This window comes from Roseateles chitinivorans (assembly GCF_002761755.1).
Taxonomy (GTDB): domain Bacteria; phylum Pseudomonadota; class Gammaproteobacteria; order Burkholderiales; family Burkholderiaceae_C; genus Roseateles; species Roseateles chitinivorans.
Genome location: NZ_PEOG01000050.1, coordinates 1 through 13,619, shown reverse-complemented (window position 1 = coordinate 13,619; position 13,619 = coordinate 1). Strand labels below are relative to the sequence as shown.

General features: G+C 67.4%; 19 protein-coding genes, 3 tRNA genes and 1 pseudogene. 13 read left to right on the top strand and 10 right to left on the bottom strand.

Annotated features, from left to right (window positions below):
• The first annotated feature begins 68 nt into the window (after positions 1 to 68).
• The 10 genes from CS062_RS17440 (at position 69) to CS062_RS17395 (ending at position 6,364) form a co-directional block, all read left to right on the top strand.
• On the top strand, positions 69 to 1,877 hold the full coding sequence (locus tag CS062_RS17440) for an AAA family ATPase (protein ID WP_099862858.1): 1,809 nt from the start codon (positions 69 to 71) through the stop codon (positions 1,875 to 1,877).
• Positions 1,878 to 2,042: 165 nt separating this feature from the next.
• Positions 2,043 to 2,708, top strand: a complete 666-nt coding sequence (locus tag CS062_RS17435; RefSeq protein ID WP_099862857.1) for a DUF1281 family ferredoxin-like fold protein — start codon at positions 2,043 to 2,045, stop codon at positions 2,706 to 2,708.
• A 137-nt stretch (positions 2,709 to 2,845) separates the two neighbouring features.
• Positions 2,846 to 3,271, top strand: coding sequence for a hypothetical protein (locus tag CS062_RS17430; protein ID WP_099862856.1), 426 nt, complete (start codon positions 2,846 to 2,848; stop codon positions 3,269 to 3,271).
• A gap of 7 nt (positions 3,272 to 3,278) precedes the next feature.
• A tRNA-Arg gene (locus CS062_RS17425) sits at positions 3,279 to 3,354 on the top strand.
• A 24-nt stretch (positions 3,355 to 3,378) separates the two neighbouring features.
• Positions 3,379 to 4,017 carry a 3'-5' exonuclease gene (locus tag CS062_RS17420; protein WP_099862855.1) on the top strand — a complete coding sequence of 213 codons (639 nt, stop codon included), beginning with the start codon at positions 3,379 to 3,381 and terminating at the stop codon, positions 4,015 to 4,017.
• Positions 4,018 to 4,021: 4 nt separating this feature from the next.
• On the top strand, positions 4,022 to 4,201 hold the full coding sequence (locus tag CS062_RS17415; protein ID WP_099862854.1) for a hypothetical protein: 180 nt from the start codon (positions 4,022 to 4,024) through the stop codon (positions 4,199 to 4,201).
• 5 nt (positions 4,202 to 4,206) lie between these two features.
• Positions 4,207 to 4,410 (top strand): hypothetical protein, encoded by a 204-nt coding sequence (locus CS062_RS17410; RefSeq protein WP_099862853.1) that lies wholly within the window; start codon positions 4,207 to 4,209, stop codon positions 4,408 to 4,410.
• A 3-nt stretch (positions 4,411 to 4,413) separates the two neighbouring features.
• On the top strand, positions 4,414 to 5,376 hold the full coding sequence (locus tag CS062_RS17405) for a recombination-associated protein RdgC (RefSeq protein WP_099862852.1): 963 nt from the start codon (positions 4,414 to 4,416) through the stop codon (positions 5,374 to 5,376).
• Entirely contained in the window at positions 5,373 to 5,732 is a 360-nt protein-coding gene (locus CS062_RS17400; RefSeq protein ID WP_099862851.1) for a hypothetical protein, read from the top strand. Before CS062_RS17405 ends, CS062_RS17400 begins: the two co-directional genes overlap by 4 nt.
• On the top strand, positions 5,729 to 6,364 hold the full coding sequence (locus tag CS062_RS17395; protein WP_099862850.1) for a phiTE_072 family protein: 636 nt from the start codon (positions 5,729 to 5,731) through the stop codon (positions 6,362 to 6,364). Before CS062_RS17400 ends, CS062_RS17395 begins: the two co-directional genes overlap by 4 nt.
• Positions 6,365 to 6,489: 125 nt before the next feature.
• On the opposite strand, the gene CS062_RS17390 is transcribed toward CS062_RS17395, so the two are convergent.
• A complete protein-coding gene (locus tag CS062_RS17390) occupies positions 6,490 to 6,687 on the bottom strand; it encodes a hypothetical protein (protein WP_099862849.1) in 198 nt (65 codons plus the stop codon).
• On the bottom strand, positions 6,681 to 6,899 hold the full coding sequence (locus tag CS062_RS17385) for a hypothetical protein (protein WP_143742394.1): 219 nt from the start codon (positions 6,897 to 6,899) through the stop codon (positions 6,681 to 6,683). Before CS062_RS17385 ends, CS062_RS17390 begins: the two co-directional genes overlap by 7 nt.
• A gap of 10 nt (positions 6,900 to 6,909) precedes the next feature.
• Here CS062_RS17385 and CS062_RS17380 point away from each other — a divergent pair, with 10 nt between their 5' ends.
• Entirely contained in the window at positions 6,910 to 7,569 is a 660-nt protein-coding gene (locus CS062_RS17380; RefSeq protein ID WP_099862847.1) for an ASCH domain-containing protein, read from the top strand.
• Between the two features lie 5 nt (positions 7,570 to 7,574).
• Here CS062_RS17380 and CS062_RS17375 read toward each other — a convergent pair whose 3' ends face one another.
• On the bottom strand, positions 7,575 to 7,766 hold the full coding sequence (locus CS062_RS17375; RefSeq protein ID WP_099862846.1) for a hypothetical protein: 192 nt from the start codon (positions 7,764 to 7,766) through the stop codon (positions 7,575 to 7,577).
• 149 nt (positions 7,767 to 7,915) lie between these two features.
• On the opposite strand from CS062_RS17375, the gene CS062_RS17370 reads away from it, so the two are divergent.
• Complete coding sequence (locus CS062_RS17370; RefSeq protein WP_099862845.1) at positions 7,916 to 8,212, top strand: DUF4031 domain-containing protein; 297 nt, start codon at positions 7,916 to 7,918, stop codon at positions 8,210 to 8,212.
• 13 nt (positions 8,213 to 8,225) lie between these two features.
• Here CS062_RS17370 and CS062_RS17365 read toward each other — a convergent pair whose 3' ends face one another.
• Positions 8,226 to 8,420, bottom strand: coding sequence for a hypothetical protein (locus tag CS062_RS17365; RefSeq protein ID WP_143742393.1), 195 nt, complete (start codon positions 8,418 to 8,420; stop codon positions 8,226 to 8,228).
• Between the two features lie 283 nt (positions 8,421 to 8,703).
• On the opposite strand from CS062_RS17365, the gene CS062_RS17360 reads away from it, so the two are divergent.
• Positions 8,704 to 9,768 carry a tyrosine-type recombinase/integrase gene (locus tag CS062_RS17360; protein ID WP_099862843.1) on the top strand — a complete coding sequence of 355 codons (1,065 nt, stop codon included), beginning with the start codon at positions 8,704 to 8,706 and terminating at the stop codon, positions 9,766 to 9,768.
• Between the two features lie 107 nt (positions 9,769 to 9,875).
• Here CS062_RS17360 and CS062_RS17355 read toward each other — a convergent pair.
• The 6 genes and pseudogenes from CS062_RS17355 to CS062_RS17330 all read right to left on the bottom strand — a co-directional run.
• Positions 9,876 to 9,951 (bottom strand) — tRNA-His (locus CS062_RS17355).
• Between the two features lie 114 nt (positions 9,952 to 10,065).
• Positions 10,066 to 11,976 carry a peptidylprolyl isomerase gene (locus CS062_RS17350; protein WP_099862842.1) on the bottom strand — a complete coding sequence of 637 codons (1,911 nt, stop codon included), beginning with the start codon at positions 11,974 to 11,976 and terminating at the stop codon, positions 10,066 to 10,068.
• A 147-nt stretch (positions 11,977 to 12,123) separates the two neighbouring features.
• Positions 12,124 to 12,199 (bottom strand) — tRNA-Val (locus tag CS062_RS17345).
• Between the two features lie 9 nt (positions 12,200 to 12,208).
• Entirely contained in the window at positions 12,209 to 12,481 is a 273-nt protein-coding gene (locus CS062_RS17340) for an HU family DNA-binding protein (RefSeq protein ID WP_099862841.1), read from the bottom strand.
• A gap of 118 nt (positions 12,482 to 12,599) precedes the next feature.
• Positions 12,600 to 13,166: a CDP-diacylglycerol--glycerol-3-phosphate 3-phosphatidyltransferase gene (gene pgsA, locus CS062_RS17335; protein ID WP_099862840.1), complete on the bottom strand. Its 567-nt coding sequence runs from the start codon at positions 13,164 to 13,166 to the stop codon at positions 12,600 to 12,602.
• A gap of 48 nt (positions 13,167 to 13,214) precedes the next feature.
• Positions 13,215 to 13,619: pseudogene (locus CS062_RS17330) on the bottom strand (hypothetical protein); the annotation flags it as partial.

The following is a 13,619-nucleotide window of genomic DNA, read 5'->3' as shown; positions in this document are numbered from 1 at the left end:
CCCGCAGTCCGGCCTCCCCTCCCGCCGCGCCGGGCCTCCCCTACCCCTCCTGATTGGCAAGGATCGCCATGAAACTGACCCGCATCGAGATCAAGAACGTCCTCGGCATCGCAACCGCCGACGTCGAGCTGCCCACCCCCGTCGCCTTCTTCGCCGGGTACAACGGCAGCGGCAAAACCAGCATCGCGGAGGCCGTGCGCATGGCGCTGGGCGGCGAGCTGGTCGCGCGCGGCGTGAAGACCAAGAAGGAACTGCCGACCCTCGTCCATGAGGGCGCCAAGACTGGCCAGGTCGAGGTCCACCACGCCAGCGGCCTCGTCACGTTCGCCCTGTTCCCCAGCGGCAAGGTGTTCGACGACGCCGCCGCCTACGCGCCGAGCCAGTTCCTGCCCTTCGTCTGCGAGCCGCATCGCTTCGCGGCGCTGGACGACAAGGAACGCCGGACGCTGCTCAACGCCGTGATGAAGGTCAAGGTCGACCGGAAGAACGTGCTGGAGCGCCTGATCGCGCGCGGCGTGGCCAAGGACCGCGTCGAGCGCGTCGGGCCGCTGCTGCTGTCGGGCTTCGAGTCCGCGCACAAGGAAGCGGCGCGCAAGGCCACCGAGGCGAAGGCCGATTGGCGCGCCGTGACCAGCGAGACCTACGGCAGCGAGAAGGCCAAGACCTGGGCGGCCGTGACGCCGCCCTATGACCCCGCCGCCGCGGAGCCGCTGCGCGCGGAGCTGGAGCAGCTGGAGAAGGACCTCGACGCCGCCCAGCAGACCGTCGGCGCCCTGCAGGCCGAGGAGAAGCAGCGCGCCGAGCTGCGGGCAAAGCTGCCGGCCCTGGCCGCCAAGGTCGAGCGCTACCAGCGCGCCGACAACAAGCTGTCGCTCGATCGCGCCGGCCTGGCGGAATGGGATCAGAAACTCGCCGCGACGAAGGCCGAGGCCGGTCAGGGCAAGCGCGTCGGGCTCATCCACGATCTCGCCGCCGCCGTGGCCTACCTGCTGCCCTTCGGCCAGACGCCGACGGACAAGGAACCCACGGCGCAGGAGTGCGACGCCGAGGCCGCGCTGAACGCCTATGAGCGCGAGTACGGCCGCGTCGGCGCCTCCGGCAACGCCGAGGCCGCGGCCCGCCTGCCGGAATACCAGCGCTCCCGCGACACGATGGCCAACGCGGTCGCCGCCGGCGAGCGCGACCTCGCCGAGATCCAGCAGGCCCAGACCGAGCACGAGGCCATCACGAAGCGCCTGGCGGACGAGGTCGCCCCGGACGACGCCACCCTGGCGGCGGCCGCGGACAGGGTCGCGAAGCTGAAGGCGCGCCGCGCCGAGATCGTCGCCAAGCTCGACGCGCTGAAGTCGCAGAGGCTGGCGGCCGACAGCGCGGCCAAGAAGACGAAGGACGCTGCGGAGCACCACGCCGACGTCGTGGCCTGGGACCTGTGCGCCGCTGCGCTGGCGCCGGATGGCATTCCCAGCGAGCTGCTGCTCGAAGCCATCGGGCCCTTCAACGCCCGCCTCAAGCAGTCCGCCGATGACGCGGAATGGCCGGCCATCGTCATCGGGCCGGACATGCAGATCCGCCGCGTCGACGGCCGGCCCTACCAACTGCTCAGCGAGGCCGAGCGCTGGCGCGCGGACGCGATGCTGGCCGAGGCGATTAGCAGCCTTTCGGGCCTGCGCTTCTTGATGCTGGACCGCTATGACGTTCTCGACCCGAAGGGCCGCGCCGACGCGCTGGCCTGGGTCGACGTGCTGGCACGCGAGGGCGAGATCGACACCGTCCTGATGTTCGGGACCCTGAAGGAGCTGCCCGGCCACCTGCCCGAGACCTTCACCCCGCACTGGGTGCAGCACGGCGAGATCGCCGAGCTGGCCGAGGCGGCGTAACGCAGTCTCCACCGAGTCCCGCGCTGGGGCGTGATCGGAGAGCAGCGTTCTCTTTGACGACAGAGGGGTGCGAGTCCCTGATGCACGCGGCAACCCCGCCTCTGCGAGCCGAAAGGCCACCCCGGACAGGAAGGTCCGGGACCCATTCAACTATCTGGAAAAGACATGCCGAACTGGATCACCAACAAGATCGCCGCCCCGAAGCACGTCATTAAGGCCATGCTGAATGCCGAGGGTCGGATCGACTTTGCCACCATGGCGCCCTTTCCCGGACCGCGCGACGAGTGGAACGACTACGCCGTGGATGCCGAGGACGCCGCGAAGATCGTCTGTGGAATTCCGGTGAGCAGCCACCCGCTGATCGCCTCGCTGGAACAGCACAGCCGGGCCTCTTTCGACATCAGGAAGCTGAGCGACGAGAGCTTCCAGCAGTTCGTCGGCTTCGTCGAGAACTACCGCGCCTGCGGCTACCTCCACAGCATGGACTTCGCCCGCCAGGCTTGGGGCACGAAGTGGAACGCCTGCGAGCAGAAGCACAACGCCGATGCCGGCACCGCGGAGTTCGAGACCGCCTGGTCCTGCCCGGCACCCGTGCTGGTCCTGCTGTCGAAACGCTTCCCCGATGACGAGATCAGCGTGACCTTCGCCGATGAGGACATCGGCAGCAACTGCGGCACTTTCACGCTGAAGGCTGGGGCAGTCATTGCCTCCGACATCGCGCCGGCGTGGCGCGACATGACCGAAGAGCAGCGCGCGAAGTGGAAGGCCTTCGCCTACCAGGTCCGCGGCTGGTCGCCGGAGGACATCGCCGACGCCGAAGCCGACGACTGATCACCGGGGCGGCCGGCGTCCATGCGGTACGGGTCGCGCGCGGCCCGCGTAACGGTAGCGGAAGCGGCGACCAGCGGCCACGTCGGGCAGAACCCGGCACCGCCCCACCCATTTCCACCAACCAAAGAGATCCGACCATGGGCTACACCACCAAGTTCACCGGCCACCTGACGCTGTCCCGCCCGCTCACCATGATCGAGGCGAAGACTCTGCTGGAGATCAACGAAGACCCCGCGACGGCCACTGGCAACCGGCCCGGTGACGGCTACATGCAGTGGGTGCCCGGCACCGATCTCCAGTCCATCGTCTGGGATGGCGGCGAGAAGTTCTACGACTACACCGAATGGCTGCAATGGGTCTGCGGCTGGCTTCGAGACCGCGGGATCGTGTGCTGGGGAACCTTCATCTGGTCCGGCGAGCAAGCCGGGGACCACGGCGAGCTGGTCGTGCTCGACAACGTCGTCGAGCGCAAAGAAGGCCGCCAACACACGCTCGGCCGCTTCGCCCCGCTGACGCTGCGCGCACTCGCGGACATGGCTCTTGCGGAGGTGACCAAGCCTTGATCAATCGGCGGCCTTAGCTCAGCGGATAGAGCAGCGAGTTTCTACCTCGTAGGTCGAGGGTTCGAATCCTTCAGGCCGCGCCAACCAACCCACACCGAGATCTCACAATGAACCTCAAGCTCGCTTACGACGTCGAAACCACCGGCATCCCCCTCTACAAGGAACCCAGCAGCGACCCGCGCCAGCCGCACATCGTGCAGCTTGCCGGCAAGGTCATCGACGTCGACACCGGCGCCGTCCATGGCTCCATCGACTTCATCATCCGCCCGGACGGCTGGACCATCCCGGCCGAGGTCACCGAGATCCACGGGCTGACCACGGAGCACGCGCTGCGCGTCGGCGTGCCGGAGGCACTCGCAGTGCAGGCCCTGCTGGCGCTGTGGGGCACTTCGAGCGAGCGCTTCGCCCACAACGAGAGCTTCGACGCTCGATTGGTGCGCATCGCCATCAAGCGTCTTCTCGGCGACGACGCCCTCGCCGACGACTGGAAGGCCGGGCCGGCCTATTGCACGCAGCGCAACTCGGTGAACCTGTGCCAGGTCCCGCCGAGTGACGCCATGCTGGCGCGCAACAACCGCAGTTGGAAAACGCCGAGCCTCGCCGAGGCATACCAGCACTTCACGAACCAGGTCCACGTCGGATCGCACCGCGCGATGGCAGACGTCGACGCTGCGATCGCCGTGTACTTCGGCATCCAGAAGACGCAGGCGGGAGTCGCGGTCGTCGACGCCGAGATCACGGCCTGACGCCATGAGCGCCGAGCAGATGACCCTCGTCGAGGACTGCGAGGCCCGGCAGGCCCAGCTCAGCGATTGGGAGCTGGGCTTCGTGGACAGCATCCGCCGGCAGCTCGAAGCCGGCCGGTCGCTGACTCCGAAGCAGGCCGCCACCCTCGACGAGATCTGGGAGCGCGCCACCGCGCGCGGCTGAGGACCATGAAGGTCACCGACATCACCCGCCGCGCGCTCGCCATCCGTCGGGAGCGCCGGCGCCTTGAAGCCGAAGGGTTTCGAAGGCACGAAACCGACTGGGAGATCCATCGCGGCGACCGGCGCGGCGAGGTGATCGTCGAGGTCCGCATCAGCACATGCGGGCTGTACGTCTACACGAAGCTGGGCCGCCGCCCGCAACAAGGCTGAACCATGTTCAAGAACCTGATCATCTATCGCATGGCCAAGGACTGGGCCAGCACCGCCGACGCGATGCAGGACGCGCTCGAGACCGAGCGCTTCACGCCCTGCGGCGCGACGCAAGCGCTGTCGGCCGGCTGGGTGCCGCCTCGCGGCGAGCCCGGTGCGCCGCTGCTGGAGAACATCGATGGGCACTGGCTGCTGAGCCTGTGCATCGAGAAGCGTCTGCTGCCGAGCAGTGTTGTCCGCGACCGCGTCGCCGAGATGGCCGACGCCATCGAACGCGAGTCGGGTCGCCGGCCCGGCAAGAAGCAGCAGCGCGACCTGAAGGAGCAGGCCGTCATCGAGCTGCTGCCGCGCGCGTTCACCCGGCAGTCGCTCCTTCGGGTCTGGATCGCGCCGGCGCTGGGCCTGCTGATGGTCGACGCGCCGTCGATCGGCAAGGCCGACGACGTCATCACCCTGCTGGTGCGCGCAGCCAGCTCGATCAACATGCACCTGCTGCAGACCGCCGAATCGCCGGCTGCATGCATGGCGGCGTGGCTGATGGACGGCGTGCCGCCGGCGGACTTCGTGCTCGATCGCGACTGCGAGGTCAAGGCCGCCGACGAGATGAAGGCCGCGGTGCGCTACGCCCGGCACAACCTGGACATCGACGAGCTGAAGGGGCACCTCACCGCCGGGAAGATGCCGACGCGGCTCGCGATGACCTGGAAGGAGCGCGTGTCGTTCACGCTGACCGACGCGCTGACCGTGAAGGGGATCGAGTTCCTCGACATCGTCTTCGACGGCCGCACCAAGCCTGCCAAGGATGAGGCATTCGACGTCGACGCGGCGATCGCGACCGGCGAGCTGGCGCAGCTGATCCCGGCGCTGATCGAAGGCCTGGGCGGCGAGCTGGACTTCATCGGGCAGTCGACCAAGATCGCGGCGGAGCACGCTCCTGCGGCGCAGTCTGGGGAGGCTGTCCTGTGAGATTCGAGATCGTCAATCCGAGCGACCCGTACACGATGGAAGCCGAAGATCTCGAAGTCGCAGCGGTTGCCTGTGGCCTCATCGGCCAGGGTCGATACGGTCTGAAAGCGCTCTCGCCCGATGCCGGCGCCCAAAACGACGTGCCGATCTTTCTGCTCGGCGGCCACGACGAGTGGTTCATCGGCAAGTTCGGCATGGACTGGGAGAACACCGCCCGTCACGTGCTCGACCATCGCCGCGATGCGCTCGCCGCTGCTGCCGCTTCGGTCACGCTGGACCGCGCTGAGCGCAGCAGCCTCAACAACATCGGCGCCATCGCCAAGCAACTCGCGAAGGCGTTGAGGAGCGAGGCATGAGCGTCACCAAGACCACCGGCGCCGACGTCTACAGCGTGCGCAATCGGGGCGAGTGGGCCACGATCGTCGTGCGTGAGTGGAGCGAACGCCGTGAAGACGGCACCGACTGGCCCCGCGGCGAGATCCTGATCAACTCGACCTTCGGCAGCTGGTCGCAGTACTGGAACGCTCCCGGCATGCGGTTCCGGAAGTTCCTGATTGACCTGGACTTCGGCTACGTCTTCGGGCGCTTCATGGGCCACACCCTGGAGCAGTACGACGGCGACGCCACCCTGGCCAAGCTGCAGCGGGAGCTGCTCAACCTGCGCCGCCGGCGCCGGATCTGCAAGGAAGCCGCCCGCTACACCTGGAACGAGATCGACTCCAGCGCCAGCAGGATGCGGGAGAGCGTCGAAGGTTGGGTTGACGGCTGTCACGCCGTGCAGACCGAGTGCGAGTCGTCCTGGGCGGCGAGGCATATCCCCCGCAGCGAGATCAGCGACATCTCGGAGCTGTTCGATGAGCCCTGGCTCACGACTGAGACCCGCGATCACCCGCAGGCCGTCGGCTCCTGGCGCGACATCTGGCCCCTTTTCATCGCCGAGCTGAAGGTCGAACTGCGCCAGGCTGAGGAGGCCGCATGCGCGAGCTGATCATCGCGACGACCGCAGTGCTGTCGCTCATTGCTGCGGCCATGGTGGCATTCCTGCCAGCGCCGCGCGCGCTGTGCATGCGCAGCGGCGGCCTGCCAGCGCAGGATGGCCGCTGCGTCGGCCGGTCAGCGCCGGCCGCGCCGGAACTCGTCGCCGAGTTCAGTCAGCCAGCGACGCCCATCCTCGCGCGGTGCCGTGGCCAGGCCCTTGTCCTGCAGCCGCTGCTGCAGCTCCTCGGGGACAAGCTTCCCACCGACGGACGGCGGGATGAAGTAGAGCGCGGCGCGCTCCTCGGGGGTGATGTCAATGGGCTCGCTCACCATGGTTTGAACTCGGACCTCGACCACGCAAGTCCCGCCTCTTGCGCCTCCTGCATGGTCGCGAATGTCCCGGGGAGGCGGTGGATTCTGGCATCACCGATTCCGTTTGAGACGCCCTGCACCTTCTTGATGGTCCGCACGATTGCCGACCACTGGCCCGGCGTCGACTCGATCGCTTCAACCGCGTGGCTGTAGACCGCCATCGTTGAATTCATAGGAGCTCCCTTGAAAGAACGACCGATTCTATTCAGCGCGCCAATGGTGCGCGCCCTGCTCGACGGCACGAAGACGCAGACCCGGCGGGTGGTGAAGCAGTTCCTGCCATGCATGCCGGAACACGACAGCGAGCGCGGCGTGTGGGAGGTCTACTGCGACGACGAGGTTGCTGCCACCTTGCTCTGCCCCTACGGCAAGCCCGGTGACCGGCTGTGGGTGCGTGAGACGTGGGCGCCAGATCCGCCGGCGGATGGCACCTGGGGCTACACGGCGTGGGCTGGCTGCAGGGAGGGAAGGATCGCCGGAGTGCCCGAGCAGTTCCGCTCCGCCTCGCATTGCATCCATGCGGCCAGCTGGAACGGCCCCTCGCTTCCCTGGACGCCAGCGATACACATGCCGCGCTGGGCCTGTCGCCTGATGCTGGAGGTCACCGGCGTCCGCGTCGAGCGGCTGCAGGACATCAGCGAGGCTGACGCCGTGGCCGAGGGCATCGAGAAGCGGGACGGCGCATGGTGGAAGAACTACATCGCCGAGAGGGACCCGGCCGCTTACACCCATCTGCGGGAGCCGCGCGCCTCGTTCTCCTCCCTCTGGGTCAGCATCAACGGCGACGGCGCCTGGGACGCCAACCCCTGGGTCTGGGTCGTCGAGTTCCGGAGGCTGCCTTGAGCCGGCTACCTCACCCGGCAGGCGCTGGCCAGCGCGTCCATAGCGGCGTAGTGCTTGCGGATCGCGCGGTGAAAGCGCGCCACCAGCACGGCCGTGTAGCCCTCCAGCGCGATGCGAGAGGTGATCAGGTCGATACGCAGCTCGGCCAGGCGCTTGCGGCGCTGGGCGGCACGGGCGGGGGACAGACGTTCAGTCATGAGATTACTCCTGGAGCAGTGGTTCATGGCTCGAATGTGACACCCGGAAGTGCGGATAAACGCCCAGCGTTGCCCTTTGCGCAACGCCAGCCCACCCGCCCCCTCGTCCGCTCCGCCATCGACGCCGCCGTGGCGCAGGGAGAGCGGTGATGGCGGTCTACGTCGACGACATGCATCTGACCGAGATGGGCAAGTTCGGGCGGATGAAGATGTGCCACATGGTCGCGGACACCGCCGAGGAGCTGCTCGCGATGGCCGACCGCATCGGCGTTCAACGGAAGTGGCTTCAGAAGGCCGGCACACACCACGAGCACTTCGACATCGCGATGACGAAGCGCGCGCTTGCGGTTCAAGCTGGCGCGGTCGAGGTCACCGTGAACCAGCTCGGCCGGATCACCCGGGCGAAGCGCGAGTCGTCGGCTCACGCTGCCGAGGCGCAGCGCTGATGCGCCGCTACAGTCACGCCCCTCGCGACATGGCCGCGAACGCGTCCACGGCAGCCCACTCGGCCGCGAGGGCGCTGTCGTACTCGCCTGGGACCACGGTGCGGATCGGCGGCCCGACCTCCGCCGGCGGCGTCAGTACCAGCACGGCGTGGAAGCGACCGTCGCCGGTCGGCTCGATCTCGAAGTCGGCATCCCACCTCTCGTCCATGCAACCCCCTTTCCCCAAGACCATACAGCACCAGGAGTCGCGCAATGGCTGAGTCGTCGCGCCCAGCACCCCCAGACCTCACCCGGGCAGAGATCGATGAGATCTGTCACCCGCTCGTCCAGAACGCTGCGAAGGTACGCTTCCTTCAGGGCCTTGGCGTCAAAGTGGAGCGGCGCCCCGATGGAAGTCCTCTCGTCAGTCGCGAGCACTACGTCAAGGTGCGAGGTGGCGCGCTTGCACCGGAAGTCGCGACCGAAGGCGGCCCGGTGTGGGGCGTCCACTGATGTCGCGTCCTCGTGACAAGCAGAGTCAGATCGCACTGGGTCTGCTTCCCCGCATGGAGGCCCGGCCGCGCAAGGATGGGTCGTTCTCGTTTCGCTACCACCCGGTCGGCGGCAAGCCGATCGCGTTGGGCACGGATCGCATCAAGGCGCTTCGCCAGGTGCTCGACATCACGGGCCAGTTGGACGAAACCGGCACGCTGAAATGGGTCTGGGAAAAGTGGACCGATGAGCGCCGGCCGTCGCCGCGCTGGAAGAAGCTCTCCGACGGCACGAAGGACGACTACCGCCTCGCATGGAAGCAGTTGGCGAAGACGTTCGGGAAGATGCTGATCAGCCAGATCGACGCACCAATGGTGGCGCGCTACGTGCACATCGAGCGGGCCGACTCCCCGCGGCGCGCCGACATCGAGAAAACGCTGCTGTCGAACCTGTTCAAGTACGGGATCACGCTGGGCGTCTGCAAGGTCAACGCGACGATCGGCGTGGAGCCGCATGGCAGCGAGTCGCGCACGGTCTCGCCGAAGGCGGAGGTCCTGAAGCGCTTCCTCGACTGGCTCGCTCAGCAGACGCCGCAGCGCCGGATCATCGCCTTCGCGGCCGAGTACGTGAGCCTGGCCGGCAACCGCCAAGTGGAGTTCCTTCCGCTGACGTGGATGCAGGTCGACCGGGCCGCCGGAGAGATCCGAACCTTCCGCGCGAAGCAGCGGGGCAAGAAGCGCGAGCAGGTCATCGAGGTGATCTCCATCAGCCCGCAGCTGTCGCAGCTGCTGGACCGCCTCGAGGCCATTCGAAGCGACCGCGAATGCCTTTACGTCTTCCCGACGCGCGATCGCAACCAGTACACGGCGGACGGCTTCAAGACGCTCTGGCAGCGCAGCGTGCATGCCGCCATGAAGGCCGGGGCACTGAAGGCCGAAGACCGGTTCACCTTCCACGACCTGCGCGCGTACTACGTGACGCTGCACAAACAGCAGACCGGGAAGCTGCCGGACATCCACAAGAACCCGGCCACGACGGCCCGGGTTTACGACCGAAACACGGAGGTTCCGCGCGCCTCAAACTGACCGCCATATTCCCAATTTGGGAATATGGGGCGTCGAACCAGGGTTCTAGCGCGCCAAAAGCAAAACGCCGACAAGACCTAAGTCATTGTCGGCGTTGCCTTATTCGGTGGGGTGGCTGATGGGACTCGAACCCACGACAACCAGAATCACAATCTGGGACTCTACCAACTGAGCTACAGCCACCGGAGAAGCCTTAGATTATGGCTGAATTTCTCCTCTGTGGGAAGCACTTTCTACGATTCTTCTGAAAATCTTTCGAATCGCGCGAGTGCCGCCCCGCGTCATTCAGCCAAGCGCTCAGTTCGTCGGCGCCGAGGCGGCCGTCGCGGCGAGCGCCGACGGCTTGATCGCGGCCTTGTACGAGCTCTTCAGGACGTTGTAGTAGCCCGCCATCTCGGCGGCGCTCCAGGCCCGCGCGTACTGGTCGGCCGCACGCTTGGGGTCGATCAGCGCCGGATCACGCGGCAGCACCTTCTCGATCTTGACGACCAGGTAGCTGCCGTCGCCGACGTCCACGCCCGCATAGGCCGGCAGCTTCGACGCATCGGTGCGCAGGACCTGATCCAGCGCCTTCTGCGGCAGCACGCCCGGCTTGGCGCGCGAGACCGTCACCGGCTCGCCCAGGCCCTTGGCATCGCCGCCCTTCTGCAGCTCGGCCAGGCGCGCCTCGCCGGCCTTCTTCGCGGCCAGCGCCGACTGGTCCTGCACCCAGGCCGCAGCGACCGCCGCCTTGACCTCGGACAGCGCGGGCACGCGCGCGGCGTTGTACGCCACCACCCGCGCCGAGACCAACTGGTTGCCGCCCGCCTCGATCGCCGAGGTGTTGCGCTTGTTCTTCAACGAGTCCGCATCGAACACGGCCTCCAGCAGCTTGGCGGACGCCAGCGGGCCGGTCGCGTCCGGCGCGGCCTTGCGGCGCACCGTCGCCTTCTGGATGGTCAGCTTGAACTTGTCGGCCGCGGGCTTGAGCGAATCGCTCTGCTCGTACACGGTGTTGCCGAAGTCCTCGGCCATCTCGGTGTAGCGCTTCTGCGCCAGCTGCTTGCGCAGTTCGGACTCGATCTCCGCCTTGACCGTCTCGAACGGACGCACCTGGCCGCCGCGCAGGTCGGTCAGCATGATCACGTGATAGCCGAAGTCGGACTGGATCACGTTGCTGATCTCACCCTTCTTCAGCGCGTAGACCGCGTCCTCGAAAGGCTTGACCATCGCGCCCTTGCCGAAGAAGTCCAGGTCGCCGCCGTTCGCGGCCGAGCCCGGGTCTTCCGAATTCTTCTTCGCCAGCTCGGCGAAGCCGGCCGGGTTCTTGCGCGCCTCGGCCAGCAGCGCCTCGGCCTTGGCCTTCGCCTTGGCCTTGTCCGCCGCCGACATGTCGGCACCGGCCTTGATCAGGATGTGGCTCGCGCGGCGCTCCTCGTCGCTGGTGAAGCGCGCCTTGTTCTGCTCGTAGAACTTCTGCACCTCGTCCGCGCTGACCGTCACCCCGCCCTGCAGCGCGGCGGCGTCCAGCACGACGTACTCGATCTCGGCGCTTTCGGGCAGCTGGAACTTGGACGAGACCTTCGGATCCTTGTAGTAGGCCTCCAGGTCGGCGTCCTTGGGCGTCAGCGTCGCGGCGAAGTCCTTCGCGGCAAAGCTCTGGAAGCGCAGTTCACGCTGTTGGAGCAGCGCGTCGAAGGCCAGGCCGGCGCTCGCCTGCGTGGGCAGCGCGCTCTGCGCGATCGGGCCCAGCACGCCGTTCATCTGCAGCTCCTGGCGCAGGCGCTGCAGGAAGCCGTCCACCGTCAGGCCCTGCTGGGCCAGGATCTGCTTGGCCTCCGGGCCACGCAGCGGCGCCAGCTGGGGATCGGTGCGGACGATCTCCTCCAGTTGCGCGTCGGTGATGTTGCGGTGCTCGTCGGCCACCACCGCGGCGAGCACACGCTCGCGCAGCAGGTTCTCCAGCACGTCCTTGCGCACTTCCGGCGAGTCGAAGACCTTCGGGTCCATCGTGGGCGCCTGCTGGCGCATGCGCTCGACCTGCTGGCGCAGCGCCGCGTCCCATTCCGACTGCGTGATCTTGTGGCCGTCCACGCTCGCGACGGCGGTGTTGCCCCCCTCCATGAAGCGGCTGTAGCCCTCCACGCCCACCAGCACGAAGGACGGCAGGATCACGATCAGCAGCAGGAACTGGAGCAGCCGCGTGTGCTTGCGTACGAAATCAAACATCAACAACCTCGGGTCATCTCGGAAGGGTCGACGCGCACGGGCCGGTGCAGGGGCCGGCCTCGCGTCTGGCCGCCCATCGGGCGGCGTCACATACGACAAAGGCGAACCGGGGTTCGCCTTTGCGCCGCGGCATTCTAGCCTCGGGTTTGGTGGGCGCTGACGGTCTCGAACCGCCGACCTACTCCGTGTAAAGGAGCCGCTCTACCAACTGAGCTAAGCGCCCGGGAACTGGTCAGTTCACGGCGTCCTTGAGGGCCTTGCCCGGACGGAACTTCGGCACCTTCGCCGACTTGATCTTGATCGCCTCGTTCGTGCGCGGGTTGCGGCCGGTGCGCGCGGCGCGCTTCGTGACGCTGAAGGTGCCGAAGCCCACCAGCGACACCGTCCCGTTCTTCTTGAGCGTGGTCTTCACACCGCCGATCAACGCTTCCAGCGCGCGCCCCGCGGCCGCCTTGGAAATGTCCGCCTGCTTGGCGATGTGCTCGATCAATTCGGACTTGTTCACGAAGGTACCCCCTCATTGGTTTGCCAGGCCGCCGAACGGCGCGGGAAGCGGATTCTAGACGCATTGCCCTCGGGCCCCGACAAGGGGGAAGTCCCGATACAAGCCGGGGGGAGGCGGCTCAGCGCACCTTGGCGCGGATCTCGGGCAGCGCCTTCTGCAGGTAATAGACCATCGACCAGATGGTCAGCACCGCGGCGAGGTAGATCAGCCAGGTGCCCCACACGGCGGTGTTGATCACGCCGAACAGCGTGCCGTTGAAGAGCAGGAAGGGAATGGCCACCATCTGCACCGTGGTCTTGAGCTTGCCCAGCATGTGCACCGCCACCGAGCGCGACGCGCCGATCTGCGCCATCCACTCGCGCAGCGCGGAGATGGCGATCTCCCGCCCCACGATGACCAGCGCGACCAGCGCGTCGACCCGCCCCTGCTCCAGCAGCACCAGCAGCGCCGCGCAGACCAGGAACTTGTCGGCCACCGGATCCAGGAAGGCGCCGAAGGACGAGGTCTGGTTGAGCTTGCGCGCCAGGTAGCCGTCCGCCCAGTCGGTCAGCGCCACCGCGATGAACAGGACGGTCGCCAGCAGGTTTTGATGGGCGGGCGTCATCTGCAGGTGGAACACCCCGACGATCAGCGGGATGGCCACGATGCGGGCCCAGGTCAGCAGGGTTGGCAGCGTCCAGAACATGGGCGGCATTGTGGCCCAGGTTCAAGGCGACGAACCGTCGGCTGTCGCTTAATCGTCCAGGGTGCGCGGCTTGAAACGGCGGTCGTCGTCGAAGAGGAAGACCTCGACGAACTTCCATGGCTTGGGCAGCCGGCTCACGTCGCCGAAAGGCGCGGCACGGCGCACCGCGGCGATGGCGACCTCGATGGTGTCCTCGGCCTGCGTCGGCTTGCGCAGCACGCGGATGTGCCGGATCGAGCCGTCCTGGTTGAGTTCGACCTCCAGCACCGGGATCGCCAGCAGCTGGGGCGGCACCTCGCCCATGTAGGTGCCGTCGGGATTGGCGGCCACCATGCGCTCGGCCTCGGTGACGCGGCCGCCGGGAGAGGCGACCTCCAGCAGACGCACCGCCGGTGATTCCGACAGCAGCGTGCCCAGGCGATGCGCGTCGCCGGCGCCGATCGGGCCGTTGAA

What these genes read in the sequence shown, in the direction of transcription:
- pgsA (WP_099862840.1), bottom strand. Translation starts at nt 13,166, where the DNA reads ATGTTCTGGACGCTGCCAACCCTGCTGACCTGGGCCCGCATCGTGGCC.
- CS062_RS17365 (WP_143742393.1), bottom strand. Translation starts at nt 8,420, where the DNA reads ATGGACGAGAGGTGGGATGCCGACTTCGAGATCGAGCCGACCGGCGAC.
- CS062_RS17435 (WP_099862857.1), top strand. Translation starts at nt 2,043, where the DNA reads ATGCCGAACTGGATCACCAACAAGATCGCCGCCCCGAAGCACGTCATT.
- CS062_RS17350 (WP_099862842.1), bottom strand. Translation starts at nt 11,976, where the DNA reads ATGTTTGATTTCGTACGCAAGCACACGCGGCTGCTCCAGTTCCTGCTG.
- CS062_RS17375 (WP_099862846.1), bottom strand. Translation starts at nt 7,766, where the DNA reads ATGACTGAACGTCTGTCCCCCGCCCGTGCCGCCCAGCGCCGCAAGCGC.
- CS062_RS17385 (WP_143742394.1), bottom strand. Translation starts at nt 6,899, where the DNA reads ATGAATTCAACGATGGCGGTCTACAGCCACGCGGTTGAAGCGATCGAG.
- CS062_RS17415 (WP_099862854.1), top strand. Translation starts at nt 4,022, where the DNA reads ATGAGCGCCGAGCAGATGACCCTCGTCGAGGACTGCGAGGCCCGGCAG.
- CS062_RS17370 (WP_099862845.1), top strand. Translation starts at nt 7,916, where the DNA reads ATGGCGGTCTACGTCGACGACATGCATCTGACCGAGATGGGCAAGTTC.
- CS062_RS17405 (WP_099862852.1), top strand. Translation starts at nt 4,414, where the DNA reads ATGTTCAAGAACCTGATCATCTATCGCATGGCCAAGGACTGGGCCAGC.
- CS062_RS17360 (WP_099862843.1), top strand. Translation starts at nt 8,704, where the DNA reads ATGTCGCGTCCTCGTGACAAGCAGAGTCAGATCGCACTGGGTCTGCTT.
- CS062_RS17430 (WP_099862856.1), top strand. Translation starts at nt 2,846, where the DNA reads ATGGGCTACACCACCAAGTTCACCGGCCACCTGACGCTGTCCCGCCCG.
- CS062_RS17410 (WP_099862853.1), top strand. Translation starts at nt 4,207, where the DNA reads ATGAAGGTCACCGACATCACCCGCCGCGCGCTCGCCATCCGTCGGGAG.
- CS062_RS17390 (WP_099862849.1), bottom strand. Translation starts at nt 6,687, where the DNA reads ATGGTGAGCGAGCCCATTGACATCACCCCCGAGGAGCGCGCCGCGCTC.
- CS062_RS17395 (WP_099862850.1), top strand. Translation starts at nt 5,729, where the DNA reads ATGAGCGTCACCAAGACCACCGGCGCCGACGTCTACAGCGTGCGCAAT.
- CS062_RS17420 (WP_099862855.1), top strand. Translation starts at nt 3,379, where the DNA reads ATGAACCTCAAGCTCGCTTACGACGTCGAAACCACCGGCATCCCCCTC.
- CS062_RS17440 (WP_099862858.1), top strand. Translation starts at nt 69, where the DNA reads ATGAAACTGACCCGCATCGAGATCAAGAACGTCCTCGGCATCGCAACC.